Source organism: Saccharothrix isguenensis, from assembly GCF_052936305.1.
This window is the reverse complement of sequence record NZ_CP193626.1, coordinates 777,399-802,413: the sequence shown is the minus strand read 5'-3', so window position 1 is coordinate 802,413 and position 25,015 is coordinate 777,399. Positions and strand designations below refer to the sequence as shown.

The following is a 25,015-nucleotide window of genomic DNA, read 5'->3' as shown; positions in this document are numbered from 1 at the left end:
GACCGCGCGACTCGCGGTGCGCGACCGGACGACTCGCGGGTGCCCGCGAGTTGTCCGGTCAGGCACCGCGAGTCGCGCGGTGAGGTCAGGAGAGCAGGCGGTCCGCGGCGGTGGCGATGCGGTCGTCCGTCGCGGTGAGGGCGATGCGGACGTGCCGGTCGCCGGTGGGGCCGTAGAACGTGCCCGGAGCGGCGAGGATGCCGCGATCGGCGAGCCAGGCGACGGTGTCCCAGGCGGGCTCGCCGTCCCGGGTCGACCACAGGTACAGGCCGGCCTCCGAGTGGTCCACCGTGAACCCGGCCTTGGTCAACGCGGGCAGCAGCACGTCGCGCCGCACGCGGTACCGCTCGCGCTGCTCCGCCACGTGCGCGTCGTCGTTCAACGCCGCCGTCATCGCCGCCTGCACCGGCCGGGGCATGATCATGCCCGCGTGCTTGCGCACCTCCAGCAACGACGCGACCAGCGCCGGGTCACCCGTGACGAACCCCGCCCGGTACCCGGCCAGGCTGGACGACTTCGACAGCGAGTGCACCGCGAGCAGCCCGTCCAGGCTCCCGCCGTTCACCGAGGGCAGCAGCACCGACACCGGCTCCGCCGTCCACGACAGCGCCAGGTAGCACTCGTCGGACGCGACAACGGCCCCGACCGCACGCGCGTCGGCCACGGCCTGCGTCAGCCGCGCCGCGTCGAGCACCCGACCGGTCGGGTTGGACGGCGAGTTCAGCCACACCAAGGCCGTCCCGGCGGGCGGCGGCTCGCCGTCGGCCAGTCGCACGGGGGTCGCACCGGCCAGCCGTGCGCCCACCTCGTACGTCGGGTACGCCAACGCCGGGATGGCGACCACGTCGCCCGGACCCAGGCCCAGCAACGTCGGCAGCCAGGCCACCAGCTCCTTCGACCCGATGGTCGGCAGCACGGCCACCGGATCGAGCGGCGGCACGCCGTGCCGTCGCGTCAACGCGCCCACCACGGCCTCGCGCAGCTCCGGCACACCGTGAGTGGTCGGGTAGCCGGGCTGGTCGGCGACCGTGGCGAGGGCCTGCTGGATCACCTCGGGGACCGGGTCCACCGGCGTGCCGATGGACAGGTCGGCCACGCCGCCGGGGTGCGCGCGCGCCTTGGCTGCGTGGTCTGCCAGCGAATCCCAGGGGAAATCCGGGAGCCTCCTATTCGAGGCGCCCGGATTCGACAGGCCCGAAGTCACTCGTGGGACGCCTGCGGCGGGAGAGCCTTCACGAACGCGGGGTCCGCGCTGACCTTGCCGACCTTGGAGGCGCCACCGGGGGAGCCGAGGTCGTCGAAGAAGTCCACGTTCGCCTTCGTGTACTCCTTCCACTCGTCCGGCACGTCGTCCTCGTAGTAGATGGCCTCGACGGGGCACACCGGCTCGCACGCACCGCAGTCGACGCACTCGTCAGGGTGGATGTAGAGCATCCGGTCGCCTTCGTAGATGCAGTCGACGGGGCACTCTTCGATGCACGCCTTGTCGAGCAAGTCCACGCACGGCTGGGCGATCACATAGGTCATTGCGCTCTCCTGCTCTTGTTCTGGTCCACACCGCGCAAGCCGGAGAATACGCGGCGGGGTCGCCCGCCCGACGCTCAGGCCGGCCTTTCGGCACCGTGCTCCACCTCACAGACGGCGCTCCGCCCGGTGCGGTGCACTATGCGTGGGTGGACCACATCGCCGAGCTGGAACGACGGTGCGCGGACGCCTGGCCGGCACTGGTCGACCGTCCCCTCGGGCAGTGGCGACTGCGCGCCGCGGGTGGCTTCACCGGGCGCGCCAACAGTGCCTTGACCACGGGAAACCCCGGTCTGCCGATCGCCGACGCACTGGCCGAGGTGATCAGCTTCGCGGCCGTCCACGGCATCGAGCCGGCCGCCCACGTGGTGATCGGGTCACCTTCCGAGGCCGGGGTCGAGAGGGCCGGTTGGCGGATCGACCTGGAGCACCCGGGCGGGGCCGAGTCGCTCGTGATGACAGGTCCGCTGGACGTCCGCACGGCTGCGCCGAATGGGTACGCCACTCCGAAGTCCGCAGATGTCATCGTCTCCGACTCCCCGCCTCCCGGATGGTGGGAGCTCGCCGCGCAACCGGACCCCACCCCGGCCCAGCGGCACGTGCTGGCGTCCGGCGCCGCGGTCGGGTTCGGCACCGTCACCGGGGACGGGGAGGTGCTGGCCGTCGTGCGCGGCGCCGTCGTCGGCGACCTGCTGCACGTGGCACGTCTCGCCGTGCGGCCCGAGGCACGCCGCCTGGGCCTGGCCCGCCTGCTGATGGCGGGGCTGGCGGCGTGGGGCCGCGACCGGGGCGCGACGACGTGCGCGTTGCAGGTGGCCGAGCACAACAAGCCCGCGATCACGCTCTACGAGTCGCTGGGGTGCGTCGAGCACCACCGCTACCGCTACTGGGTCTCGAACCACTCGTAGGCGGTCGTGCGGACCTGTTTCAACGCCGACCGCTCACCGAAGTAGTCACCGACGACGCCGACGACCGGGAGCATGCCGAGCGCCTGGTGGTAGAACCGGCCCTGGGGCCGCTTGTCCAGCTCGTCCTCCAGCTTCCAGAGGACCTTGGCGAGCTTCCAGACCGTCGAGCCGATGGCCCGGAACGTGGACCTCCCCCTCAGCTGCTCGGTCAGCTCGGCGGTCTGCGCGTCCTCGCGGGGGTCGACGGCGCGCCCGTCGACGGAACGCTGGAACAGCACGTGCGCGAGCAGCCGCACCCGGTCCTCGGTCGACGTGAACCCGTGCTCGCCGGCCATCGCGGACAGCAGCAGCCCCTGCCCCGCGGCGCCCAGCGCGGACTGGATGGGCAGCCGGTCGGCCAGCACGCCGCCGATGCCCGGCAGCGCGGCCAGCAGCGACACCAGCCGGCCCACCCGGTTGAGCCAGAACTCGTCCCGCTGCTCCACGTCCATGCGGGCCCACGCGGCCGTGCCGGGCACCTTCACGGCGGCCAGCTGGTCCCACAGCTTGTCCACGCGCCCGCGGTCCGCGCCCTGTTCCGCCTCGCGGTCGCGCAGGCCGAGGAGGTTCACGTCCCGGAGGGTGTCGAGCAGCGGCCCGGTGGCCCGGACGAACGGCCGCAGCGCCCGCACCACGTCCCGGTCAGTGATCGTCTCGGGCACCGGCCTTCCTCCCCATGTGCGCGCCCACGGCGATGGCGCTGGGCAGCGTCCCGCCGGCGAACAGCACCAGGGTCCGCCAGTCGCCGAGCAGCACCACGTCGCCGCCCGGGCCGAAAAGCCCGAACAACAGCAACGTACCGATCCACACGAGCAGCGGCGACACGGCGGCGAGCATGCCGTGCGCGTGCCGGGACGCGGCGAGCACCAGCATCGGCGTGGTCACGATCGCGAGCACCACCGTGATCGGGAACGGCCAGTCCCCGGCCCGCGGCAGCAGGGTGCCGTCGAACCGCAGCGGCAGGAAGAACAGCTCCAGCACCGCGAGCACGAACGCCGCGACCGCGATCCCGACGAGTGCCAGGCGATCGCTCAATCCAGCCCTCCGAACAAGTCGGTCTCCGCACCTTCCGCGGGACCCTTGGCCAGCACGTAGTACTCGGCGTGCACGACGGGCTGCGCGATGCCGTTGGACAGCGCGTAGCTGGCCCGGCCCGAGCCGTCCTGCCACACGCTGATCTGCGTGGAGTGCGCCCGCAGCGCCCGCAGCTTGGCGACCAGGTGCTCCGAGATGTCGATCGTGGTGGTGATGACGGCGTCGTCGGTGACCGGCAGCTCGCCCTCGGCGGGCAGCCGCCACGGCAGGTCGGCCATCTCCGCCAGCGCGGCGGCGCCCGCCTCGGTCGCCGCCCGGGACGTGACGGCGTGGAAGACGCGGTCCACGTCGACGGCCGCCGCCGTGGTGATCTCGTGCGCCCGGATGTGGTCGGGGTGCCCGTAGCCGCCGAACGCGTCGTACGTGACGACGACCTGCGGTTTCACCGACGCGATGATCTCGGACAGCGCGGCGACCTGCTCGTCGAACGAGCCGTTCACGAACGCGCGCGGGTGGTTGTTCGCCTCGACGCCCGTCATCCCGGAGTCGCGCCAGCGGCCGATGCCGCCGAGGAACCGGTGGTCGGTCACGCCCAGCGCCGCGCAGGCGGAGCGGAGTTCGGCGACCCGGTACCCGCCGAGCTGGTCGGCGGCGTCCGCGGTCAGCTCTTGGAGCGCCGGCGGGATGATCTCGCCCTCCTCGCCGAGGGTGCAGGTGACCACGGTGACGTGCACGCCCATCGCCGAGTAGCGGGCGATGGTGCCCCCGGTCCAGAGGCTCTCGTCGTCGGGGTGTGCGTGTACCAGCAGCAACCGTGGTGGAGCAGTGAGCGTCACCGGATCAGAGTAGAGGGGCAGTCACGCCCGCCCTCGGGGACACCGGACAACCGGCGGCCCCGAGGGCGGCTGAGCGCCTGCTCGGACTACCCGACGAGCGCGGGCACCACTTCGGCGAAGTGGCACGCCGAGAGCGTGCCCTGGCCGTCGCCGCGCCGTTCGAGCTTCGGCTCCTCGACGGCGCAGATGTCCTGCGCCTTCCAGCAGCGGGTGCGGAAGCGGCAGCCCGACGGCGGGTTCACCGGCGACGGAACGTCACCGGTGAGCACGATCCGCTGACGCCCGCGTTCCACCTTCGGGTTCGGCACCGGCACCGCGGACAGCAGCGCCTGCGTGTACGGGTGCATCGGCCGGGCGTAGATGTCCTCCCGGTCGCCGATCTCGATGATCTTGCCCAGGTACATCACGGCGACCCGGTCGGAGATGTGCCGGACGACCGACAGGTCGTGCGCCACGAACAGGTACGCCAGGCCGAGGCGCTCCTGCAGCTCCTCCAGCAGGTTCACCACGCCCGCCTGCACCGACACGTCCAGCGCCGACACCGGCTCGTCCAGCACCACGAGCTTCGGGTTGAGCGCGAGCGCGCGGGCGATGCCGATGCGCTGGCGCTGGCCGCCGGAGAACTCGTGCGCGTACCGGCCGCGGTGCTCCGGGTTCAGGCCGACGATCTCCATCAGCTCGTTGACCCGGTGCTGCACGTTGCCGCCGCCGTCCGCCGGCATGCCGTGGATCTTGAACGGCTCGGAGATCAGCTCGTTGATCTGCCAGCGCGGGTTCAGCGACGCGTACGGGTCCTGGAACACGATCTGCATGTCCCGGCGCACCGACCGCAGGCCCTTGCCGCGCAGCGTGGTCAGCTCGCGGCCCTCGAACTTCACCGAGCCGGACGTCGGCTTGTGCAGCTGGAGGATGGCCCGGCCGGTGGTGGACTTGCCGCAGCCGGACTCGCCGACCAGGCCCAGGGTCTCCCCCGGGTACAGGTCGAAGCTGACGCCGGACACGGCCTGCACCTGCCCGACGGTGCGCGGGATGATGCCGCCGCCGCGCACGGGGAAGGACTTGACCAGGTCCTTGACCTCCAGCAGCGGGGTCTCGCCCGCGCGGCCGGAGTCGAGGCCACCCGCCTGTGGGTTCACATCGGTGGACGTCATGAGGTCGGGTTCTCCCCTTCGTGCAGTCGCGCTTCCACCACGTCGAGGTCCTCGCTCACGGGCATGCCCGGGTTCGCCTCCGTCAGCGACGCCGGGTTCTCCACCACGCCGATCTCGTCGTGCGCGAACAGCCGCTGCGGGTTCTCGATGGTGGCCAGGTGCGCGGAGCGGTGGCACCGCGCGAAGTGACCGGACCGGTCCGTCTCCAGCAGCAGCGGTTCGGTCTCACGGCACTCGTCGATCGCCAGCGGGCACCGCGGCGAGAACGTGCAGCCGTGCGGCAGGTTCATCAGCGAGGGCGGCGCGCCCTTGATCGGGGTGAGCCGCTTGCCCAGCATGTTCGGGTTCGGGATGGAGCCCAGCAGGCCGACCGTGTACGGCATCCGCTGCGCCTCGAACACCTCGTCCACGGTGCCCTGCTCGACCACGGTGCCGCCGTACATGACCTGCACGCGGTCGACCATGCCCGCCACCACGCCGAGGTCGTGCGTGATGACGATGATGCCGGCGCTCGTCTCGTCCCGGATGCGCAGCAGCGTGTCCAGGATCTGCGCCTGCACCGTCACGTCCAGCGCCGTCGTCGGCTCGTCCGCGATGATCACGTCCGGGTCGTTGATGATCGCCATGGCGATCATCGCGCGCTGCCGCATGCCGCCGGAGAACTCGTGCGGGTACTGCGACGCACGGCGGTCCGGCTGCGGGATGCCGACGAGCTCCAGCACGTCGACGGCCTTGGCGAAGGCCGCCTTCTTCGACACGTCGTGGTGCGCCCGGTACGCCTCGGCGAGCTGCCAGCCCACCGTGTACACCGGGTTCAGCGACGTCATCGGGTCCTGGAAGATCATCGAGATGCCGTTGCCGCGGACCGGCTGCATCTGCTTGTAGTTCAAGCCGACCAGCTCGCGGTCCTTGAACTTGATCGACCCGGAGACGTTCGCGGTCTTGGGCAGCAGGCCCATGATCGCCATCGACGACACCGACTTGCCGGAACCCGACTCGCCGACGACGCCCAGCACCTCGCCGGCGCCGAGGGTGAACGACACGTCGCGCACGGCGTGCACGGTGCCGTCGTCGGTCGGGAAGTCCACCGACAGGTTCTCGACCCTGAGCAGCTTCTCCGCGCTCGTGCCGCCCTGGTCGCCCCACGCCGAGGACTCGGGTGCGTTCATCACGTCCACCTCACTCATGCCTTCACCCTCTTCTGCCGCGGGTCGAAGGCGTCCCGGAGGCCGTCACCGATGAAGTTCACCGACAGCGAGATCAACACGATGAAGGTGAACGGGATGAAGAACAGCCACGGGTGCAGCGTCAACTCGTTCTTGTTCAAGCTGATCATCAGGCCCAACGACGTGTCGGGCGACTGCACGCCCAGACCGATGAACGACAACGCCGCCTCCAGCAGCACCGCCTGGGCGATCGCGAGCGTGGCGTTGACGATGATCACGTCGACCGTGTTCGGCAGGATGTGCCGGAAGATGATCCGCGTGGTGGACGCGCCCAGCGCGCGGGCGGCCTCGATGAACTCCTTCTCGCGCAGCGACAGCACCATGCCGCGGATCACGCGGGCGATGGACAGCCAGCCGATCAGGCCGAGGTAGAGCGCCACGACGAGCCAGTTGCTGTTGCCGCCGCCGGTGACCGAGACCACGAAGCTGCTGCGCACCAGGACGGCCGCGATGACGATGCTCGGGATCACCAGCAGGAGGTCGATGAACCGGCTGATCAGGCTGTCGACCCAGCCGCGCATGTAGCCGGCGAGCGCGCCGAGCACGACGCCGATCACCGTGGACAGCAATGCCACGACCATGGCGATCTGCAACGAGAACTGCGTGCCGCGGATGACGAGGGCGACCATGTCGCCGCCCAGCCGGTCGGTGCCGAACGGGTGATCGGCGCTGGGCGGCAGGTACCGCGTGAAGCCCAGCTCGGTGAAGGAGTACGACCAGAACGCGCTGCCCAGGAAGGCGAACAGCACCAGCACGACGAACGTCACGAGCCCGGCGACGGCCGCCCGGTGCCGCAGGAACCGACGAAAGATGATCGTCGACTGCTTGCGGGTGGCGGTGTCGAACTGACTCGTCTCGGCCGAGGGGCGCTCGGATGGCGGCGCCACGGGGGTACCAGTCTCAGGCAAGGCGGATCCTCGGGTCCAGGAACGCGTACAGGACGTCCGCGAGCAGGTTGAACACGATGATGAACACGGCGGTGAGCATCATGAAGCCGAGCACCTGGTAGGGCTCTAGTGCCGCATCAGGCAACGTTCGCCCTGTTGACGACTGCGCGTAGGTGTTCGTCCTGGGCGTGTTTGTTTCGCCAGATGATGTAGCGGCGGATCATGCTGCCCTGCTCTTTGTGGCTGGGGTGGTCGGTGCCGTCGAGGGTGAAGTAGCGCAGGGCCGTGAACTGGGCCTCGATGCGGTTGAGCCACGACGAGTTGGTCGGGGTGTAGGCGATCTCGACGTTGTTGGCCTCGGCCCACTCGCCCACGCGCCGGTCGACCCTGGTGGTCAGGTGCGGGGCGTAGTTGTCGCACACGATCGCCAGGCGGACCGTCGGCGGGTGCAGCGTGCGCAGGTAGCGGCAGAACTCCAGGAACTTCGTCCGGTTCTTGGTTTTCTTGATGTGGCCGTAGAGCTTGTCCGCGGCCAGGTCGTAGGCGGCGAACAGGTGCCGGACCCCGTGCGGGCGGGTGTAGGTCGCCCGCCGCCGTGGTCTGGGCCCGCGGTCGGGGTCCTTGTGCCTGCCGCCGCGTTCGGTCCACTGCCGGCCGGGATGGGGCTGGAGGTTGAGCGGCCCGAACTCGTCCAGGCAGAACACCACCTCCGGTTCGCCCGCCTCGGGGACGACCTCGCCGTCGGCGATCGCATACAGGTGTTCCACCCGTGCCTTCTTCGCCTCGTAGTCCGGGTCGCGGGAGGTCTTCCAGGTCTTCACGCGTTGAAAGGTGACGCCTTCCTCGCGGAGCAGGATGCGCAGGCCCTCGTGGCTGATGTCGTCGACCACCCCCTCGGCGACCAGGAAGTCGGCCAGTTTGGCCAGGCTCCAGGTCGAGAACGGCAGGCCGTGCTCGACCGGCCCGGACTTGGCGATCTTCTTGATCTCGCGGCGCTCGGGCAGCGTGAACGTCTTCGGCCGGCCGCCCTTGTACTTCGGATACAGCGAGTCGAAACCGTCGGTGTTGAAGTTGTGGATCACGTCCCGGACCCGGTCCGCGCTGGTGAACGTCACATCGGCGATCCTCGCCACCGGCATGCCCTGCGCGGACAACAGCACCATCTGCGCCCGCCGCCAGGTCACCACCGACCCGGTACCCCGGCGGACGATCCGTAGCAGGCGCCTGCCCTCGCCGTCATCGATCTCGCGGACACGTACCCGATCTGCCACTCACCCAGCCTGACGGACACGCACCGCCCGGAACAGGACCCGAGCGGCGTGTCAGGTCAGGGCGAACGTTGCCTGATGCGGCACTAGCTTGGTGACCGCGTCGATCAGGAACTTCCCCATGCCGGACCAGCCGAACACGGTCTCGGTGATCACCGCGCCACCGAAGTTCGCGCCGAAGTTCAGCGACGACACGGTGATGATCGGGATGAGGGCGTTGCGGAACGCGTGCCGGAAGATGGCCCGACCCTGGGAGATGCCCTTCGCCTGCGCGGTCCGCACGTAGTCGGCGTTCAGGGTTTCCAGCATCGACGCCCGCTGGAAGCGGCTGTAGAGCGCGAACTGGATGACGACCAGGCAGAGCGTCGGCAGGATGTAAGCGCCGGTGTATTGGTAGAACTGCTCGCCGAAACTGCCCTTGAACCCGTCGCCCGGTGGTCCGGCGGTGGTGATCCACCGGCCCGCGCCGATGGTCTCCAGCCAGTTGTTCAGCTGGATACCGCCGGTCTTGATGATGAGGGCGACGCAGAACAGCGGCATCGAGAACATCGCGAACGATATTCCGGTCGCTGTGTAGTCGAACAGCGAGTACTGCTTGACCGCCCCGACGACACCGACCGCCATGCCCAGGATCAACGCGATGATCTCGGCCGCGATGATGAGCCGCAGGGTGATCGTGAACGCCTTGAACAGCTCTTCCTTGACCGGCTTGCCCGCGTTGCCGGGGACGACGGACTCGCCCCAGTCACCGGTCACGAATTCGCCCGCCCAAGTGACGTAGCGGTCGAGGAACGGCTTGTTGTAGCCGGTTCGCTCGTACGCGGCAGAGATCTCGGCCGGTGTGCGCGCCTTCTGGAGCTTCCACTCGCCCAGGGGGTCGCCCATCGCGGTGGTCAGTCCGAAACAGAGGAAGGACGCGGCGATCAACAACGGGATCGAGATCAACAATCGCCGGATTATGTAACGGAGCATGACAAGTCTCTTGTCTTCCTGGGCAACGCCGTAGCGGCCGGCGAGCCTACCGGACGCGGACGCCGTACGGGGGGCCGGCGCTTGTGGCACCGACCCCCCGACCGGACGGGTCGTTAGAGCGTGGACAAGCCAGCTCCGATTACTGCGCTACTACTTCTTCTGCCACGCGTAGAGGTTCCACGTGACACCGCCGCCGACACCGACGTAGCTGATCGGACCCAGTTCCGCGGTGTGCGCCGCGAAGTCGGGGAGCTGGAACAGCGGAATGCTGTGCAGGTCGTCACGCATCAGCTTGTCGATCTCGTTCATCATGGTGATGCGCTTCTGGTAGTCGAGCTCGCCGTTGGCGGCCTTCCACTTCTCGTCCACCTGGCGGTTCGAGTAGTTGTTGTAGTTGCCCGAGCCACCCGCGTCCTTCGACGCGTAGTTGCCGTACGAGCCGGCCTTCAGCGGCTGGCCGACCCACGCGAACAGGGCCGCGTCGAACTCGCTCGCCGGGAGTCGCTTGGCGTTGAAGTCGTCGGACTGGTCCTGGATGATCTCGATACCGGCCTGCTTGCACTTGTCCTGCAGGATGCGGACCGTGTCGGAACGGCGCTGGACGATCTTGTGGCCCAGCTTGAAGGACGCGCGGAACTCGCCCTTGGTGTAGACGCCGTCGGCGCCCAGCGTCCAGCCGGCGTCCTCGAGCGTCTTCTTGGCCGCGGCCACGTCGCCCTTGCCGATGTCGTCGTAGTGCGGCTCGTAGCCGACCTCGTTCGGCATGAAGTTCAGGCTGCTCAGCGGCTTGGCGTTCGGGTCGACGTCCTTGATCAGCTTGTCGACCAGGCCCTGGGTGTCGAAGCACTGCGCGATCGCGAGGCGCAGCTCCTTGTTGTCCTTGAACAACGGGCGGGCCATGTTGAAGTCGACGTGCTCGAAGGTCTGACCACCCTGGGCGAAGACCTTGAACGCGCTGTCACCGTACAGCTGCTGCGCCACGGCCGGGTCCGCCTGCGGGGCGATGACCTGGACTTCCTTGTTCTGCAGCTGCTGCGTGGCGGACTGCGAGTCCGTGTTCGTCTTCAGGATGACCCGGGACGGGCCACCGGGGTTGCCCCACCACTTCGGGTTGCGCTCCAGGACCGTCTGGTCCTTGAGGTCCGTGGAGGCGATGGTGTACGGCCCACCGGACAGGGCGAGCTTCGCGTCGAAGCCCAGCCAGCCCTTGGTGAAGAACTCGGCGACCTTCTTGACGGTCTCGTCGTTCTGGTCGGGCTTCACCGCGGTGATGTCCGCGACGCCGGTCTGCTGCTCCAGGATGTGGGCGGGCAGCAGGCCGTCACTGCCGGGCTGCGAGAAGATGCCCCGGTAGTCGGCGTAGGGCTTGTCCTTGAAGAACGTGGTGGTGATGGTCTTGCCGTCGTCCGAGCACTCGAGCTTCTCGATGTCCTCGTAGCCGGTCGGCGAGGCGTCGAAGATCGACGATTCCTGGCCGTCGTCGCTCTTGACGGTCGCCTTGCTGGCGCCCGCGAGCCACTTCAGGTGGAAGTCCTTGCAGCCGATCGGCGCACCGTCGGACCAGACGGCCTCCTTGCGGACCTTCCACTCGATCGTCTGCGGGTCGGTGGACGTGACCTTGATCGACTCCATCAGGTCGCCGTCGACCTTGATGACGAGCTTGCCATCGACGTAGTCCACGATGTACGGCGACGGCGCCACGTTCGACAACGCGATCGTGTGGGCGAAGCTGTTCGTCGCGCCGATGAAGTTCTGGTAGTGGCTGAAGCCCTCCTCCACGGCGATGGCGATCTCGCCGATGTCCTCCACCTTCGGACGCTTGAACAGCTCGTCCGCGCCCCCGACCGCGCCCGGATCGGCGTCCTGCTGACCACCCTGGCCGTCGCTGCCGGTGCCACCGCCACCGCAAGCGCTCAGCACCAGCGCGGCACTGGTCAACAGCGCAAGCGCCGAGACAGCTTTTGATCTCCTCATCGACACGTGCCCTCCTAGCACTGGGTTGGAACGACTGTTTGAGCCGAACTCCACCCATAACCGTGATGTGCCAAACGCGCCCCGAACCGACACACCGTTGCAGCACGATAAGAACCCGCGCGGCGCACGGTCACTGCCCATCGGCCGATCGTGACCAAAGGGTGACACGTTGGTCGCAGCACGCGACTCCGCCGTTACCGCGTGGGAGCGTTCGTTAACCGGACACGGGGAATACTGTCAATACTGCACCGCGAACGCATCTTGAACGCGGTGTTTCCCCGCGGTCAACGGTCAACGATCTTCACGACGCCAAGTGCGAGCGGTGCTGAGCGGACCGGCGAACGGGGCACCCGCGGTCACGTTCACGGCCTCCGGAAGGACCACCAGCAGGTCCGCTACCTGGAACAACGGCATCACGACGGCGTGCTGCCAGAGCACCGGCTCGATGACCGCCAACGCGTCGGTGAGCAGCACTTCGCCACTGAGGGCCTGTTCGATCACCGGCTGGACGGTCTGGTCGCAGAAACCGAGGAGATTCGCCGGAATGGGTGTACCGCCGTCCTCCTGTGACGGCAGGCACCCGAATGCGGAAGCCAGAACGGCCGCCGAATCACCGGTGTCGACACGCGGCACGACGGCAATGTCGACGGTCTCTTTGGAAGCGGCCGTATCCGACAGGTCTTGGCCGAACAACTGATTGGGCGGCGTTGTAAGGACGCGTGCGGCGATTCCGGACAATGACAGTTGACGTTGAACCTGGTTCGCGATGGCGACGTACGGGCCGACATCGGCCGGTGCGGCGATGGTCAACTCCAACGTCGTTCCGTCCCGACCCCACTGACCGCCATCCGGTCGGGTGTAACCCGCTTCGGTGAGCAGTTGCACGGGGTCACCGGTCTGCGGCGGCATGGTCGGGGTGTGGCCGGGGTTGCTCGGCGGGACCACCAGGGCGTCGGCGCGGAGGTTCGCGCTCGGGCCGCTGCGGGTGCCGCTGTCGATCAGCTCGTCCCGGTCGAGCGCGTTCATCACGGCGGTGCGGACGCGGACGTCCTGCATTCGCGGTGACGCGGGGCGCAGGAGCAGCTGCACGACCTCCGGCCTCGGCACGGCCACCGAGACGAGCGGCGTGGTCTTGGCCAGCTCCGCGATGTCCTTGGTCACGATCGAGTCGGCGCGGATGAGGGCGACTTGGACGTCACCGGTGTTCAGCGCCTCGATCGTGTCGTGCTGTCCGGCGCTGCGCAGCACCAGCCGGTCGAGCGCGGGCGGCTGCTCCCAGAACCGGTCGTTGCGTTCGAGCACGATCTCGCCGCGCGGCTGGTCGAGCGTGCGGACGGCGAACGGGCCCGCCGTGGCAGGGAAGCTGTCCGCGAGGGCCGCGCTCCAGCCGCCGGGGGCGTCCTTGAGGAGGTGGGCGGGCAGGAGGTTGCGGAACAGGCTCCGCCATCCGGGGTACGGTTCGGTGAAGACGACCTCGACCACCTTGCCGCCCTCACGGCTGGAGATGTCGTCGATGAGCCGGTACCCGGCCGGGGCGATCACCCCCGGCTCCTCCCGCATCCGCTGCCAGAGGTAGACGAAGTCCTCGGCGGCGATCGGCGCGGAGTCGGACCAGCTGGCGTCCCGGCGGAGCGTGTAGGTGACCGTGTACGGCTCCGCGCTGGTCACCTCGGCGCTGACCAGGAGGTCCAGGTCGAGCCGCGGGCTGCCGTCCGGGTCGGTGCGGAACGTCGACGGCAGGAGCAGCGAGGCCAGGGCCGTGGTGACGGTGCTCTGGCCGGCCAGGGTGTGCGGGTTGTAGCCGCCCCTGATGTCGTCCATCCCGACCACGATCTCGTTCTGCTTCTCCTTGGGGACCACCGTCATCCCCGGCGTCGACGGCACCAGGGGTGGCGGAGGCGTCGCCGTGCAGCCCACCAGGGCGAACGCAGCCACCACCGCAAGTACCTTTCGCGTGCCCATGGGTACGAGCGTGCCAGACGACGCTGACCACCGGCGCCCAGGTCCCACGACTCCCCATCCCCACCACGCGGTACTCGGCGGTAAACCCAAGGGCACCCCGGGCCGAAGCCCGAGGTGCCCTTCAGCACACCCTATATATAAGGAGCAGTCGCTCAGCCGCGCAGCTTGTTGCGGTTGCGCTCCCGGCCGCGCTGGTTGGCGTCCAGGATGACCTTGCGCACCCGCACGACCTCCGGCGCGACCTCGACGCACTCGTCGGCGGCGCAGAACTCCAGCGCCTCCTCCAGCGACAGCTTCCGCGGCCGGGCCAGGGTCTCCATGACGTCGGCGGACGACATCCGCATGTTCGTCAGCTTCTTCTCACGGCACACGTTGACGTCGAGGTCCTCCGCCCGCGGGTTCTCACCCACGACCATGCCCTCGTACGCGTCCGCGCCCGGCTCGACGAAGAACGTGCCGCGGTCGGCCAGCTGGGTCATCGCGTACGCCGTGATGGACCCGGACCGGTCGGCGACCAGCGAACCGTTGTGCCTGGTCCGGATCTCGCCGGCCCACGGGCCGTAGCCGTCGGACACCGCGTTCGCGATGCCGGTGCCGCGCGTCTCGGTCAGGAACTCGGTGCGGAAGCCGATGAGGCCGCGCGACGGCACGACGTACTCCAGCTTGATCCGCCCGGAACCGTGGCCGGACATGTTCTCCATCCGGCCCTTGCGGTTGGCCAGCAGCTGGGTGATGGCGCCCAGGTGCTCCTCCGGCGCGTCGATGGTCAGCCGCTCGAACGGCTCGTGCAGCTTGCCGTCGACCGTCTTCGTGACCACCTGCGGCTTGCCGACGGTCAGCTCGAAGCCTTCGCGCTTCATCTGCTCGACCAGGATGGCCAGCGCCAGCTCACCGCGGCCCTGCACCTCCCAGGTGTCGGGGCGCTCGGTCGGCAGGACCCGCACCGACACGTTGCCGACCAGCTCCGAGTCCAACCGGGCCTTGAGCACGCGGGCGGTCAGCTTGGTGCCGCCGCCGCGACCGGCCAGCGGTGACGTGTTGACGCCGATCGTCATCGAGATCGCCGGCTCGTCCACCGTGATGCGCGGCAGAGCCTCGGGGTTGTCCACGTCGGCGAGCGTGTCGCCGATGGTGATCTCCGGGATGCCGGCGATGGCGACCAGGTCACCCGCGCGCGCCTCGTCGGCGGGCACGCGGTCCAGCGCCTCGGTGATCAGCAGCTCGGTGATCCGGACCTTCTGGATCGAGCCGTCCTCACGGCACCAGGCCACCGTCTCGCCCTTGCGGATCGTGCCGGACTCGATCCGGCACAGGGCGATGCGGCCGAGGAACGACGACGCGTCGAGGTTCGTCACCAACGCGCGCAGCGGCGCGTCGGCGTCACCCAGCGGGGCCGGGATGTGGTTGAACAGGACCTCGAACAGGACGTCGAGGTTCTCCTCGTCGGGCAGGCCGCCGTCGTCGGGCTGGGTCAGCGAGGCCCGGCCGGCGCGCGCGGAGGCGTAGACGACCGGCAGGTCCAGCACCGAGTCGTCGGCGCCGACCTCGGTCGCGAGGTCGAGCAGCAGGTCGTGGGCCTCCTCGACGACCTCGGAGATCCGGGCGTCGGGGCGGTCGACCTTGTTCACCACCAGGATCACCGGCAGACCGGCGGCCAGCGTCTTGCGCAGCACGAACCGGGTCTGCGGGAGCGGGCCTTCGGAGGCGTCCACCAGCAGGACCACGCCGTCGACCATGGACAGGCCGCGTTCGACCTCACCACCGAAGTCGGCGTGACCGGGGGTGTCCACCACGTTGATGGTGACCGGCCCGTCCGGGGTGTGGCGGCGGACCGCGGTGTTCTTGGCGAGGATCGTGATGCCCTTCTCGCGCTCCAGCTCGCCCGAGTCCATGACTCGGTCGACGAGCTCGGCTCGAGCGGAGAAGGCGCCGGACTGGCGGAGCATGGCGTCGACGAGGGTGGTCTTGCCGTGGTCAACGTGCGCGACGATCGCGACGTTGCGCAGGTCGTTGCGGACCAGCGTTTCCTTGATCGACGCGGTGGCCGTGGGCACGCGGAACTCCTAGAGCTGTCTGTGCGAGGGAAGCCAGGCGCCGGACGTTAGATCGCGCGCAGCCTGACAACAGCCTACCGGGCGGATCGCCCTTACCACACACGTACCGCAGGTGAGGTCAGCCTCACCTACTCTGTGGACACCCGGATGAGTGGAGCACGCACCATGGGCAAGGTCAAGGTGAAGAAGAAGTGCTGCCGCTCGACGCCGAGGTGCAAGAGCTGCCCGGTGGTGGTGCTGCTGAAGGCCCGGGAGAAGGCGGCGAAGAAGGCCGCCAAGCAGGAGCGGAAGGAACTGGGGCTCCGCGAGAAGGACCGGAAGGACGTCGGGAAGAACGACGGGAAGAAGGGGCGCGAGAAGGGGCGCTAGCAGGCGCTGGAAGGACCGCCGGACGGGCCGCGAGACGGCCGCGTGAGGTCCACCGCCCGGCCTGCGCCGGGTGGGACGCGGGTCGAACCCCCGGTCAGCCCGGCACCGCTTCGTTGACCCTGGCCAGTTCGGGCGCCGTCCGGGTGGCCTGGAACTCCACCACCTGGTATTTCGCCAGCTTGCGGATGGCGAACGGGTCCGTGGCGAGCAGCGCGTCCAGCTTCCCGCGCACCATCGGCCGGGCGATGATCACGCCGCCGACGCGGGGCACCTGACGACCCGAGGCCAGGAAGTACCCGGCCTCGTACTGCTTCTGCAGCCACTCCATGTGGTCCGGGAGCGCGTAATCGACCTCGTCCAGCGGTGCGGTGTACTCCAGCAGCACGACGTACATGGGTGGAATGTAGACCCGTGACAGGCTGCGGCAACACGCTAGGATCTCGGGCGTGCGCACTCTTCACACGTTCTGGTGGTCCGCCTTCCGGCGGCCCTGAACTGCGCGCAGACGACGCAGGCCGCCCGCTGGGGCGGCCTTCGTGCTTTCGGGGGTCCGGTCGGGCGGGCACACCCGAAGGGATCACCATGATCAGGCTGTCCGCGATCACCCCGTCCGGCCCCGTCCAGCTGGGCAACTACCTCGGCGCGATCAGGCGGTGGGCCGCCGAGGGCACCGACGAGGACGTCTACTTCATCAGCGACCTGCACGCGATGACGGCGTCGCACAACCCGTCCAGGCTGAGGTCGTTGACCCGGGAGCAGTTGGCGGTGCTCATCGCCGCCGGCGTCGACCCGAGGTCGGTGGCGGTGCAGTCCGACCTGGTCCGCGAGCTGGGCGCGCTGACGTGGGTGCTGGAGTGCACCTGCACGTACGGCGAGGCGGCCCGGATGATCCAGTTCAAGGAGAAGTCGGCGGGCCGGTCGTCGGTCAGGTTGAGCCTGCTCACGTATCCGGTGCTGATGGCGGCGGACATCCTGCTGCAAGGGGCGCACGAGGTGCCGGTCGGCGACGACCAGCGGCAGCACGTGGAGCTGGCGCGGGTGCTGGCGCGGCGGTTCAACGGCACGTACGGCGACGTGTTCGTGGTGCCGCGCGCCGTCGTGCCGCCCACCGCGGCGAGGGTCCGCGACCTGGCGGATCCGTCGCGGAAGATGGCCAAGACCGCGAAGGACGCCGCCGGCACGGTGTTCGTCCTCGACCCGCCTGACCTGGTGCTGCGCAAGATCCGGCGGGCGGTGACGGACGACCGGGGCGAGGTGCGCTACGCGCCGGAGGAGCAGCCGGGCGTGACGAACCTGCTGGAGATCCTGGCGGCGTGCACCCGGAAGGACCCGCAGGAGCTGGCCGGCACGCTGAAGGACTACGCGGAGCTGAAGGAGACCACTGCCGAGGCCGTGGTGGAGGAGCTGCGCCCCGTCCGCGAGGGCACCCAGCGGCTCTTGGACGACCCGGCCGAACTGGACCGGGCGCGAGCCCACGGCGCCGACCGCTCCCGCGAACGCTGCCGCCACCGCCTGGACGCCGCCCTCCGCATGTCCGGCCTCACCTGACCCCTTCCCACGAGTCCTACGTCCAGAACGCGCGAGTTCACCGCTCAGGACACCCGAATCCCGCGCTCAGTCATCCCGAGCGCGGGGTTCGTGGTGTCCGACCGGACGACTCGCGTGTTCTGAGCGTTGGACTCACGCGGGTCAGGTCAGGAGGGGGTGCAGGGCGGGGAGGAGGACGCGGTCGGCCGGGAGCCACTCGACGGTGTCGAGGTCGGCGGCGGTGAGCCAGCGGACGGCGCGGTGCTCCACCGCTTCCGGTTCGCCACCGGTGAGGTGGGCGGCGTACACCCGGAGCACGAGGTCCGCGCGCAGGGGGATGTCGGGGCCGATCTGGTCGTCCGGTGTCACGGTGACGCCCAGTTCCTCGGCGCACTCACGGACCACCGCGACGTGGTCGGTCTCGCCCGGCTCGACCCGTCCACCAGGGAGTTCCCACTTGCCCGCGGCCTCGGGCGGGTACGAGCGCTGCTGGGCCAGGAGCAGCCCGTCACGGATGATCACCGCACCCACCACTACGCGTGCGCTCAGCAGCTCGACGCTCCGCGCGGACACGGCGTCGGCACGCGCCTGCAGCACCTTCAACGCCAACCCGCGCCCGACGAGCACGTCCGCCAGCCGCCCGAACGGGCCGCCGGGGCTCGACCACTCCACCGAGTCGACCACCATCGTGCCGCCGCCGGTGTGCAGCAAGTCGGTGACCAGCGAGAACCGGGGCAGTGGGCCACCGACCAGCTCGGCCGACACACCGGTGGTGTCGGCCCGCGTCACGAACAACGTCCCGTCGACCGGCCCGACCGACCCGTCCAGCGTCGCCCCGGCGAAAAGCACCGGCCCACCGGAGATCCGCACGCCCAGCCCGCGGACCGCACGGGCCAGCAGTCGGGCGTCCAGCAACGCGGCGGCGACCGTCCGCAGCGGGGCGTCCACCAGCGTGGTGATCCTGAGCGCGGGCACGGCCGTGATCCTGCCACCCATTACGGGGCACAGGTCCCACTGCGTGCCGTGCGGCTGTCTCCGACCAGGGGACCAAGCCCGATGAATCACATGCGATGCCGCGTGGAATCCAACGCCGATCGACGAATTTCCCCGAACCGCCGATAGGGCCGTCCCGTCAAGGCCGATTCCCAGACCTTCCGGAGGTCGCATGGCAAAAGCACGGATCATGGCTTTCACCGCTTGACCGCTCCGCTGATATCACTACTCCCCTCGGTCGCGTCGGCCGAGGAGTCCGACGTCGCATGGTCCGCAGGCAAGGCGGGTGACGTCATGGTGGCCGCGTCGAGCTGAGCCAGCCGGATTCCGGGGCTCCTCCGTCCGGCCTACCCTGCGTGTTCCTGACCGGCGCAATGGCCTGCTTCGCGCACTACGGCGACAAGTGGTGGGTGAAGGACACCGCGAGCGACGGCGCCTCGGCCGAGGCCCGTTGGGACAATTACCGCCGGAGCAGGTGTCGACGCGAAGTCAGTAAGTCGACTAGCCGGTAGGTCAGGAAGTGAGCGAGTCGGTGACGGCGTCCGGTGCCGGCAGGAGAGAGGTCACCGGTAGAGCGGCCAGCGCACTTCCAGCCGGGCGCCGCCCTCGGGTGACTCGCCCGCGCGGATCGTGCCCTTCCGCCGGCGGACCAGGTGCGCGACCAGCGCCAACCCCAGCCCGAACCCGCCGGTGGCCCGTCCCCGGTCGGATTCCACCCGGTAGAAGCGGTCGAACACCTTCTCGCGGTGTGCCTCGGGGATGCCGTGGCCGTCGTCGTCCACCAGCAGCCGCACTTCCCGCGCCGCCGGCAGCACCGAGATCCGGATGAACGTCCGGGCGTACCGGGCCGCGTTGCGCAGCAGGTTGTCCAGCACCAGCTCGACCTCGGTCCGGGCGGCCGAGATGAGGCACGCGCTGATCGGCGCGGCGAGCTGCACCAGCAGCTCCTTCTCACCCAGCCGGTCCACCGCGGCCTGCGCCTGGAGCACCAGGTCCACGGGCTCCGCCCGGGGCAGCTCGCCGGTGTCCGCCCGCGCCAGGATCAGCAACGCGTCGACCAGCGCGGACAGCCGTTCGGACTCCTCCACCACCGATTCCAGCACCTCGATGGAGAAGTCCGGGTCGGGGTGCGCGACCGCCACCTCCGCCTGTGCGCGCACCGACGTCACCGGCGACCGCAGCTCGTGCGCGGCGTCACCGGTGAACCGGCGCAGCCGCTCGGTGGCCTCGTCACGCCGGGCGAGCAGCGCGTTCAACGCGACCGCAAGCGCTTGCAGCTCGTCCCGCGCGGCCGGCACGGGCAGGCGTTGACCGCGCGGCAGCTCCGCCGCGGCCACCCGCATCCGCTCCACCGGCCGCAACGACAACCGCACGGCCAGCCACGTCGCGATTCCCACCAGGCCCGCGACCAGCACCGCGGCCAACGCGAGCCACCGCGTGCCGAGGACGTTCGCCTCCCGGTAGCCGAGCAGCGTGTCACCGGCGACGTGCAGCCGCGGCGTGCCGTCCGGCGCGAACACCACCTGTCCGATCCACCGCTGCGCGCTCGGCCCCTCGATCCGCAGCACGGGCTCACCGGACTTGAGCTGCCGGATCTCGGCCGCGGTCAGGTCGGGCCTCGGCCCGCCGTCCAACGGAGTGCCCGCGGTGTCCAGCACGCGCACGTTCTCCGCCTTGAGCAGCTCCCCGTCCACCGCTCTGACCTGCACCGATCCGATCAGGAACGGCGCGAGGAGGGTGAACGCCAGCAGGCACAGCAGGGCCGCGCCGGTCGCCACGACGGTGATCCGGAACCGCAGCGTCCGCCGCAGCCACCAGCGGGGGTTCACCTGCGCCTGGTCCCCGCCGAACCCAGCGCCGCGTCGAGGTCGGGCGTCGACGCCAGGTAGCCGTGGCCGCGCACGGTCCGCACGACCTCGCCCGCGCCCATCGCGTCGAGCTTGCGCCGCAGGTAGCCGACGTACACCTCGACCGCGTTGCGGGTCGCCGCCTGCTCATCGCCCCACACCGTGCGCAGCAGCTCGTCCTTGGTCACCACGGACCCGGCCCGGCTGGCCAGCACGTCGAGCACGGCGTACTCGCGCGGCGACAGCGCCACGTGCTCGCCGGCCCAGCTCACCTCACGCGTCGCCCGGTCCACCACCAGCTCGCCGAGCTTGAGCCGACGCCGCGCCAAGTCGGCCGAGTTCCGCCGCAGCAGCGCCCGGACCTGCGCCACCAGCACCACGAACGAGAACGGTTTGACCAGGTAGCCGTCCGCGCCGAGGTCCAAGCCGTCCGCCTGGTCCACCTCGCCGTCCTTGGCCGACACCATCAGCACGGGCGTGCGCACGCCGTCCGCCCGCATCCGCTGCAACACCCGGTAGCCGGACAGGCCGGGCAGCATGATGTCGAGCAGCACGACGTCGAACGCGCCGGTCAGCGCCACCCGCAGGGCGTTGGGGCCGTCGGCGGCGGTGACCACCTCCATGCCCTCCGCGGACAGGCCGCGTTCCAGCGCGCGTCGCACGCCGATCTCGTCGTCCACAACCAGCACCCGTGGTCTCACGCCCACAGCATGCCTGGTGAGGAGGACAATCGGCGCGGGAGTCTCAGTGCGCTCTCAGGCTCTCAGCGCCGTCTCAGCCTCTCAGCGGGGTCTCAGGGCCGGCGGAGCAGTGTCTGGGGTGTCGGGACGCAAGGGGCTGCCCGGTAGGAGGAGGGGACATGGACCGGAGAAGGGTGACCGTCGCGGCGGCGGCGGTCGGCGTGATCGCCGGAGCAACCGGGCTCGGGGTGCTCGCGATGCCGGCCGGCGCGGGGCCCGCACCGGTGCTGCCGGACGTCAGCGCCGAGGCGCTGGTCGAGTCGGTGCTCAACGCCGAGCCGGCCGCGTTCGGCGGTTCGGTCGCGGTGAACAACGACCTGGGCATCCCGGCGCTCGCCGGTGTGCCGCAGCTGTCGGACGGCGCGAGCACGCTGCGGATGTGGACCGATGGCACGGGCAAGGTGCGGGTGCAGCTGCCTGGCGCGAACTCGGAGCGCACGTTCGTGGACGACGGTCAGACGGCGTGGCTGTGGGACTCGGCCGAGCAGACCGTGGCCAAGATGCCGCACGGCTCGTTCGAGCACCAGGAGCTGGAGCTGGGTGAGCGGCACGACGCGCCGACCGACCCGGTGACGATGTCGCGGCAGGTGGTGGCGGCGATCCAGCAGTACAGCGACGTCACCGTAGACGGCACCGCGCGGGTCGCCAACCGGCCCGCGTACGAGCTGGTGCTGACCCCGAAGCCGACCGAGAGGACGGTGCTGCGCGAGGTGCGCATCGCGGTCGACTCGGAGCTGCGGGTGCCGCTGCGGATGGCCGTGCTGACCAACGGCACGAGCGCGCCCGCCATGCAGGTCGGGTTCTCCGAGCTGAACGTCGGCCCGCAGGACGCGTCGCTGTTCGCGTTCACCCCGCCCGCCGGGGCGAAGGTGAACGAGCCGGAGTTCGAGAAGCCGACGGCGCAGGACGAGGCCGCCGCTGAGCAGGCGCTGGCCGAGGCGAAGCCGCAGGTCATCGGTGAGGGCTGGGACGTCGTGCTGGCCGCGCGCACGCCGCAGGCCGCCCTGGCCGGGCTCGCCGAGCAGCAGGAGCAGCGCGGCGCAGGCCGTCCGCAGCACGGTGGAGGCGAGGACGTCGACGTCGAGGGCCTGCTGAAGCAGCTGGGCAAGCAGGTCAGCGGCGACTGGGGTTCGGGCACGCTCATCACCACCAGGGTCGGTGGCGTGCTCGTCGCGGACGACGGCCGTGTCGTCGCCGGTGCGGTGACGGAGCAGGTGCTGCTGGACGCGATCGGTCAGGTCAAGTGACCACCTCGACCAGCGCGCGGGTGGGGTCGGCCGCTTCGGCGGCCGGCTCCACCCCGGTCCTCGCGGCCCGGACGCGGGGGCTGCGCAAGGTGTACGGGCGCACGGTCGCGGTGGACCGGGTGGACCTCGACGTGCCGCGGGGCGCGGTGCTCGGGATGCTCGGCCCCAACGGGTCGGGCAAGACCACCACGATCCGCATGCTGCTCGGGCTCGTCCGGCCGACCGAGGGTGAGGTCGAGCTGCTGGGGAAGGCGTTGCCCGACGGCGCCGCGCAGGCGTTGCCGCACGTGGGCGCGCTGGTCGAGGGTCCGGGGTTCCACCCGTTCCTGTCCGGTCGGGAGAACCTGCGGCGGGTGGCGGCGTTCGAGCCGCTGCTGGCGAGCGGCGACATCCGGCAGGCCGTGGAGGACGCGCTGGAGCGGGTCGGTCTCGCCGCCGCCGCGCACCGGCGCTACCGGGGCTACTCGCTGGGCATGAAGCAGCGGCTGGGGCTGGCCTCGGCGCTGCTCGTGCCGCGCAAGCTGATCGTGCTGGACGAGCCGACCAACGGCCTCGACCCGGCGGGCACCCGCGAGGTGCGCAAGGTGGTCGCCGACCTGCACGCGGCGGGCAGCACCGTCGTCGTCTCGTCGCACCTGCTGAGCGAGATCGAGGCGACGTGCACGCACGTGGCCGTGCTGCACCGGGGAACCGTGGTGGCGCAAGGGGAACTGGCCGAGTTGCTGCACTCGGACAGCAGCTCGCTGATGATCGTCACGCCGGACGTGGAGGACGCGCTGAGCGCGTTGCGCGCGGGCCGGATCTCGGCGCGGCCGTTCGCGGAAGGCGTGCGGGTCGAGCTCATCGGCACGACCGCGCCCGTGGTGCTGGAGACGTTGGTGCACTCGGGGGTCGCGGTGCACGAGGCGCGTCGGCACCGGACGGGTCTGGAGGACCTGTTCGCCCGGCTCACCGAGGCCGAGGAGTCCGAGCACAGCATGTCCGCGGTGGACACGATCGAGGAGGGCTCGCGATGACCGCGCTGGTGGCGGTACGCGCTCCGCTGGGCAGGCAACTGCGCTCGGAGCTGCGCTGGATCCTGCGCCGGCCGCGGACCGTGATCGGGCTGGCGTCGCTGTGCCTGGTGCCGATCCTGGCCGGGGTGGGGCTGTGGTTCGCGACCGACGGCGACGGACCCGCCGGACCCGGTCTGGCGGCGATCATCTCGGGCAACGGCCTGGTGCTGCCGGTGTTCACCCTGTTCCTGGCCCTGCCCCTGCTGCTGCCGCTGGTGGGGGCGATCTGGGCGGCGGACGGGCTGGCCGGGGAGGCGCAGCACGGCACGTTGCGCGGGTTGCTGCTCTCGCCGGTGGGGCGGGTCCGGCTGCTGGCGATCAAGGCGTTCGGCGTGGCCTTCATGTCGTTGGTGGCGGTCACGTTGATCGCGGTGGTCGGCGTCATCACCGGTGTGGTGCTGTTCGGCGGCGGGGGGATGCTCACGCTGTCCGGTTCGACGCTGTCGTTCGGCGAGGGGCTCGGACGGATCGGGTTGACGATCCTGCTGGTCACGGTGCAGGTGTGGGGTGTGGCGGCGATCGCGATGGCGATCTCGGCGTGCACCGAGCACCCGCTGGTGGTGATGGCCGCGACGATGGCCGGTGTGATCGTGTTCGCGGTGCTGGGGCTGTTCAGCGCGCTGGACTGGCTGCACCCGTACCTCATCACGTCGGCGTGGGAGGGCATGATCGACGTGATGCGCGACCCGTTGCCGACGGCGCAGCTGTGGCGCGGCACGGTGGTGGCCGGGTGCTACGTGCTGATCGGGTTGTCGCTGGCGGCGATGCGGTTGGCGACCAAGGACAACTAGACCCGTGTTCCCGGAGACCGAGCGGTTGGTGTTGCGCGACTTCACCGCGTCCGACGTGGACTCGCTGGCATGGCTCCTCGGCGAGCCGCGGGTGATGCGGCACATCGAGGACGGCAAGCCGGTGTCACGGGCCGAGGTGGAGCGGGCCGTGCTGCCGAAGGTGCTGGGCGGACCGGGCTGGTGGGCGGCGCACGAGAAGGCTTCGGGCGCGTTCATCGGCTGGTTCGAGCTGAGCCCGGTCGGCGAGGGGGTGGCCGAGCTCGGGTATCGGCTGCACCCGGACTTCTGGGGGCGCGGCTACGCCACCGAGGGTGCGTCCGCGCTGGTCGCGCATGGTTCGTCGGTAGGGCTGACGCGAATCGTGGCGTACGCGATGGCGGTGAACACCGGGTCGCGGCGGGTGCTGGAGAAGGCCGGGCTCCGGTACGTGCGGACGTTCCACGAGGAGTGGCCGGACTACATCGAGGGCGCGGAGCACGGCGACGTGGAATACGCCCTCGACCTCCGTCCCGGTGCGCCGTCCGGGCTGTCGGGGAGCGCATGAGCGCAGACCCCTCCGCCTAAGTCCCTTGTGCGCCAACGGTGTTACCGGATTGACGCCGTTCGAGTG

General features: G+C 70.2%; 24 protein-coding genes. 7 read left to right on the top strand and 17 right to left on the bottom strand.

Translation table 11 applies throughout. The features are described 5' to 3' along the window. Positions 1-85: 85 nt before the first annotated feature. Together dapC and fdxA are read right to left on the bottom strand one after the other, a co-directional pair. Complete coding sequence (dapC, locus tag ACRAKI_RS03970; RefSeq protein ID WP_447008328.1) at positions 86-1,192, bottom strand: succinyldiaminopimelate transaminase; 1,107 nt, start codon at positions 1,190-1,192, stop codon at positions 86-88. Between the two features lie 8 nt (positions 1,193-1,200). After that, positions 1,201-1,527 (bottom strand): ferredoxin, encoded by a 327-nt coding sequence (fdxA, locus tag ACRAKI_RS03965; RefSeq protein WP_447005688.1) that lies wholly within the window; start codon positions 1,525-1,527, stop codon positions 1,201-1,203. A gap of 146 nt (positions 1,528-1,673) precedes the next feature. Between fdxA and ACRAKI_RS03960 the strand changes: the two genes are divergently transcribed. Then, complete coding sequence (locus ACRAKI_RS03960; protein ID WP_447005687.1) at positions 1,674-2,432, top strand: GNAT family N-acetyltransferase; 759 nt, start codon at positions 1,674-1,676, stop codon at positions 2,430-2,432. Here the strand turns inward: ACRAKI_RS03960 and ACRAKI_RS03955 are convergent. The 11 genes from ACRAKI_RS03955 to typA form a co-directional block, all read right to left on the bottom strand. Next, positions 2,408-3,133 (bottom strand): hypothetical protein, encoded by a 726-nt coding sequence (locus ACRAKI_RS03955; protein WP_447005686.1) that lies wholly within the window; start codon positions 3,131-3,133, stop codon positions 2,408-2,410. The genes ACRAKI_RS03960 and ACRAKI_RS03955 overlap by 25 nt on opposite strands. Further along, positions 3,114-3,506, bottom strand: coding sequence for a hypothetical protein (locus ACRAKI_RS03950; protein ID WP_447005685.1), 393 nt, complete (start codon positions 3,504-3,506; stop codon positions 3,114-3,116). Before ACRAKI_RS03950 ends, ACRAKI_RS03955 begins: the two co-directional genes overlap by 20 nt. Continuing rightward, positions 3,503-4,342: an N-acetyl-1-D-myo-inositol-2-amino-2-deoxy-alpha-D-glucopyranoside deacetylase gene (mshB, locus tag ACRAKI_RS03945; RefSeq protein WP_447005684.1), complete on the bottom strand. Its 840-nt coding sequence runs from the start codon at positions 4,340-4,342 to the stop codon at positions 3,503-3,505. The genes ACRAKI_RS03950 and mshB overlap by 4 nt, the downstream gene beginning before the upstream one ends. A gap of 86 nt (positions 4,343-4,428) precedes the next feature. Continuing rightward, positions 4,429-5,493 carry an ABC transporter ATP-binding protein gene (locus ACRAKI_RS03940; protein ID WP_447005683.1) on the bottom strand — a complete coding sequence of 355 codons (1,065 nt, stop codon included), beginning with the start codon at positions 5,491-5,493 and terminating at the stop codon, positions 4,429-4,431. Further along, entirely contained in the window at positions 5,490-6,680 is a 1,191-nt protein-coding gene (locus ACRAKI_RS03935; protein ID WP_447005682.1) for an ABC transporter ATP-binding protein, read from the bottom strand. The genes ACRAKI_RS03940 and ACRAKI_RS03935 overlap by 4 nt, the downstream gene beginning before the upstream one ends. After that, positions 6,677-7,627: an ABC transporter permease gene (locus ACRAKI_RS03930; protein WP_447005681.1), complete on the bottom strand. Its 951-nt coding sequence runs from the start codon at positions 7,625-7,627 to the stop codon at positions 6,677-6,679. The genes ACRAKI_RS03935 and ACRAKI_RS03930 overlap by 4 nt, the downstream gene beginning before the upstream one ends. A 116-nt stretch (positions 7,628-7,743) precedes the next feature. After that, positions 7,744-8,877: an IS630 family transposase gene (locus ACRAKI_RS03925; protein WP_447001894.1), complete on the bottom strand. Its 1,134-nt coding sequence runs from the start codon at positions 8,875-8,877 to the stop codon at positions 7,744-7,746. 51 nt (positions 8,878-8,928) lie between these two features. After that, complete coding sequence (locus ACRAKI_RS03920) at positions 8,929-9,822, bottom strand: ABC transporter permease (protein ID WP_447005680.1); 894 nt, start codon at positions 9,820-9,822, stop codon at positions 8,929-8,931. Positions 9,823-9,996: 174 nt separating this feature from the next. Then, positions 9,997-11,820, bottom strand: a complete 1,824-nt coding sequence (locus tag ACRAKI_RS03915) for an ABC transporter family substrate-binding protein (RefSeq protein WP_447005679.1) — start codon at positions 11,818-11,820, stop codon at positions 9,997-9,999. Positions 11,821-12,111: 291 nt separating this feature from the next. Beyond that, positions 12,112-13,782 (bottom strand): ABC transporter family substrate-binding protein, encoded by a 1,671-nt coding sequence (locus tag ACRAKI_RS03910; protein ID WP_447005678.1) that lies wholly within the window; start codon positions 13,780-13,782, stop codon positions 12,112-12,114. A gap of 152 nt (positions 13,783-13,934) precedes the next feature. Further along, positions 13,935-15,836: a translational GTPase TypA gene (gene typA, locus ACRAKI_RS03905; RefSeq protein WP_447005677.1), complete on the bottom strand. Its 1,902-nt coding sequence runs from the start codon at positions 15,834-15,836 to the stop codon at positions 13,935-13,937. A 147-nt stretch (positions 15,837-15,983) separates the two neighbouring features. On the opposite strand from typA, the gene ACRAKI_RS03900 reads away from it, so the two are divergent. Beyond that, the gene (locus tag ACRAKI_RS03900) at positions 15,984-16,205 is read left to right on the top strand and encodes a hypothetical protein (protein WP_447005676.1); all 222 of its coding nucleotides are present in this window, start codon (positions 15,984-15,986) and stop codon (positions 16,203-16,205) included. Positions 16,206-16,299: 94 nt separating this feature from the next. On the opposite strand, the gene ACRAKI_RS03895 is transcribed toward ACRAKI_RS03900, so the two are convergent. Then, positions 16,300-16,599: a YciI family protein gene (locus ACRAKI_RS03895; protein WP_447005675.1), complete on the bottom strand. Its 300-nt coding sequence runs from the start codon at positions 16,597-16,599 to the stop codon at positions 16,300-16,302. Positions 16,600-16,787: 188 nt separating this feature from the next. On the opposite strand from ACRAKI_RS03895, the gene trpS reads away from it, so the two are divergent. Then, positions 16,788-17,753, top strand: coding sequence for a tryptophan--tRNA ligase (gene trpS, locus ACRAKI_RS03890; protein WP_447005674.1), 966 nt, complete (start codon positions 16,788-16,790; stop codon positions 17,751-17,753). A gap of 141 nt (positions 17,754-17,894) precedes the next feature. Here the strand turns inward: trpS and ACRAKI_RS03885 are convergent, their stop codons facing one another. The 3 genes from ACRAKI_RS03885 to ACRAKI_RS03875 all read right to left on the bottom strand — a co-directional run bounded on the left by ACRAKI_RS03885 (position 17,895) and on the right by ACRAKI_RS03875 (position 21,273). Then, complete coding sequence (locus ACRAKI_RS03885) at positions 17,895-18,707, bottom strand: NUDIX domain-containing protein (protein ID WP_447005673.1); 813 nt, start codon at positions 18,705-18,707, stop codon at positions 17,895-17,897. A 581-nt stretch (positions 18,708-19,288) separates the two neighbouring features. After that, complete coding sequence (locus tag ACRAKI_RS03880) at positions 19,289-20,554, bottom strand: sensor histidine kinase (RefSeq protein WP_447005672.1); 1,266 nt, start codon at positions 20,552-20,554, stop codon at positions 19,289-19,291. Continuing rightward, positions 20,551-21,273 (bottom strand): response regulator transcription factor, encoded by a 723-nt coding sequence (locus ACRAKI_RS03875; protein WP_156077165.1) that lies wholly within the window; start codon positions 21,271-21,273, stop codon positions 20,551-20,553. Before ACRAKI_RS03875 ends, ACRAKI_RS03880 begins: the two co-directional genes overlap by 4 nt. A gap of 158 nt (positions 21,274-21,431) precedes the next feature. Here ACRAKI_RS03875 and ACRAKI_RS03870 point away from each other — a divergent pair, with 158 nt between their 5' ends. The 4 genes from ACRAKI_RS03870 to ACRAKI_RS03855 are packed head-to-tail and all read left to right on the top strand — an operon-like array spanning position 21,432 to position 24,949. Continuing rightward, positions 21,432-22,559, top strand: coding sequence for a LolA family protein (locus tag ACRAKI_RS03870; protein WP_447005671.1), 1,128 nt, complete (start codon positions 21,432-21,434; stop codon positions 22,557-22,559). After that, positions 22,556-23,575 (top strand): ABC transporter ATP-binding protein, encoded by a 1,020-nt coding sequence (locus ACRAKI_RS03865; protein ID WP_447005670.1) that lies wholly within the window; start codon positions 22,556-22,558, stop codon positions 23,573-23,575. The genes ACRAKI_RS03870 and ACRAKI_RS03865 overlap by 4 nt, the downstream gene beginning before the upstream one ends. Continuing rightward, complete coding sequence (locus ACRAKI_RS03860; RefSeq protein ID WP_447005669.1) at positions 23,572-24,405, top strand: ABC transporter permease; 834 nt, start codon at positions 23,572-23,574, stop codon at positions 24,403-24,405. The genes ACRAKI_RS03865 and ACRAKI_RS03860 overlap by 4 nt, the downstream gene beginning before the upstream one ends. 4 nt (positions 24,406-24,409) lie before the next feature. Continuing rightward, entirely contained in the window at positions 24,410-24,949 is a 540-nt protein-coding gene (locus ACRAKI_RS03855) for a GNAT family N-acetyltransferase (RefSeq protein WP_447005668.1), read from the top strand. The last annotated feature ends 66 nt before the right edge of the window (positions 24,950-25,015 follow it).

What these genes read in the sequence shown, in the direction of transcription:
- fdxA (WP_447005688.1), bottom strand. Translation starts at nt 1,527, where the DNA reads ATGACCTATGTGATCGCCCAGCCGTGCGTGGACTTGCTCGACAAGGCG.
- ACRAKI_RS03870 (WP_447005671.1), top strand. Translation starts at nt 21,432, where the DNA reads ATGGACCGGAGAAGGGTGACCGTCGCGGCGGCGGCGGTCGGCGTGATC.
- ACRAKI_RS03935 (WP_447005682.1), bottom strand. Translation starts at nt 6,680, where the DNA reads ATGAGTGAGGTGGACGTGATGAACGCACCCGAGTCCTCGGCGTGGGGC.
- ACRAKI_RS03940 (WP_447005683.1), bottom strand. Translation starts at nt 5,493, where the DNA reads ATGACGTCCACCGATGTGAACCCACAGGCGGGTGGCCTCGACTCCGGC.
- ACRAKI_RS03860 (WP_447005669.1), top strand. Translation starts at nt 23,572, where the DNA reads ATGACCGCGCTGGTGGCGGTACGCGCTCCGCTGGGCAGGCAACTGCGC.
- ACRAKI_RS03895 (WP_447005675.1), bottom strand. Translation starts at nt 16,599, where the DNA reads ATGTACGTCGTGCTGCTGGAGTACACCGCACCGCTGGACGAGGTCGAT.
- ACRAKI_RS03900 (WP_447005676.1), top strand. Translation starts at nt 15,984, where the DNA reads ATGAGTGGAGCACGCACCATGGGCAAGGTCAAGGTGAAGAAGAAGTGC.
- ACRAKI_RS03915 (WP_447005679.1), bottom strand. Translation starts at nt 11,820, where the DNA reads ATGAGGAGATCAAAAGCTGTCTCGGCGCTTGCGCTGTTGACCAGTGCC.
- trpS (WP_447005674.1), top strand. Translation starts at nt 16,788, where the DNA reads ATGATCAGGCTGTCCGCGATCACCCCGTCCGGCCCCGTCCAGCTGGGC.
- ACRAKI_RS03910 (WP_447005678.1), bottom strand. Translation starts at nt 13,782, where the DNA reads ATGGGCACGCGAAAGGTACTTGCGGTGGTGGCTGCGTTCGCCCTGGTG.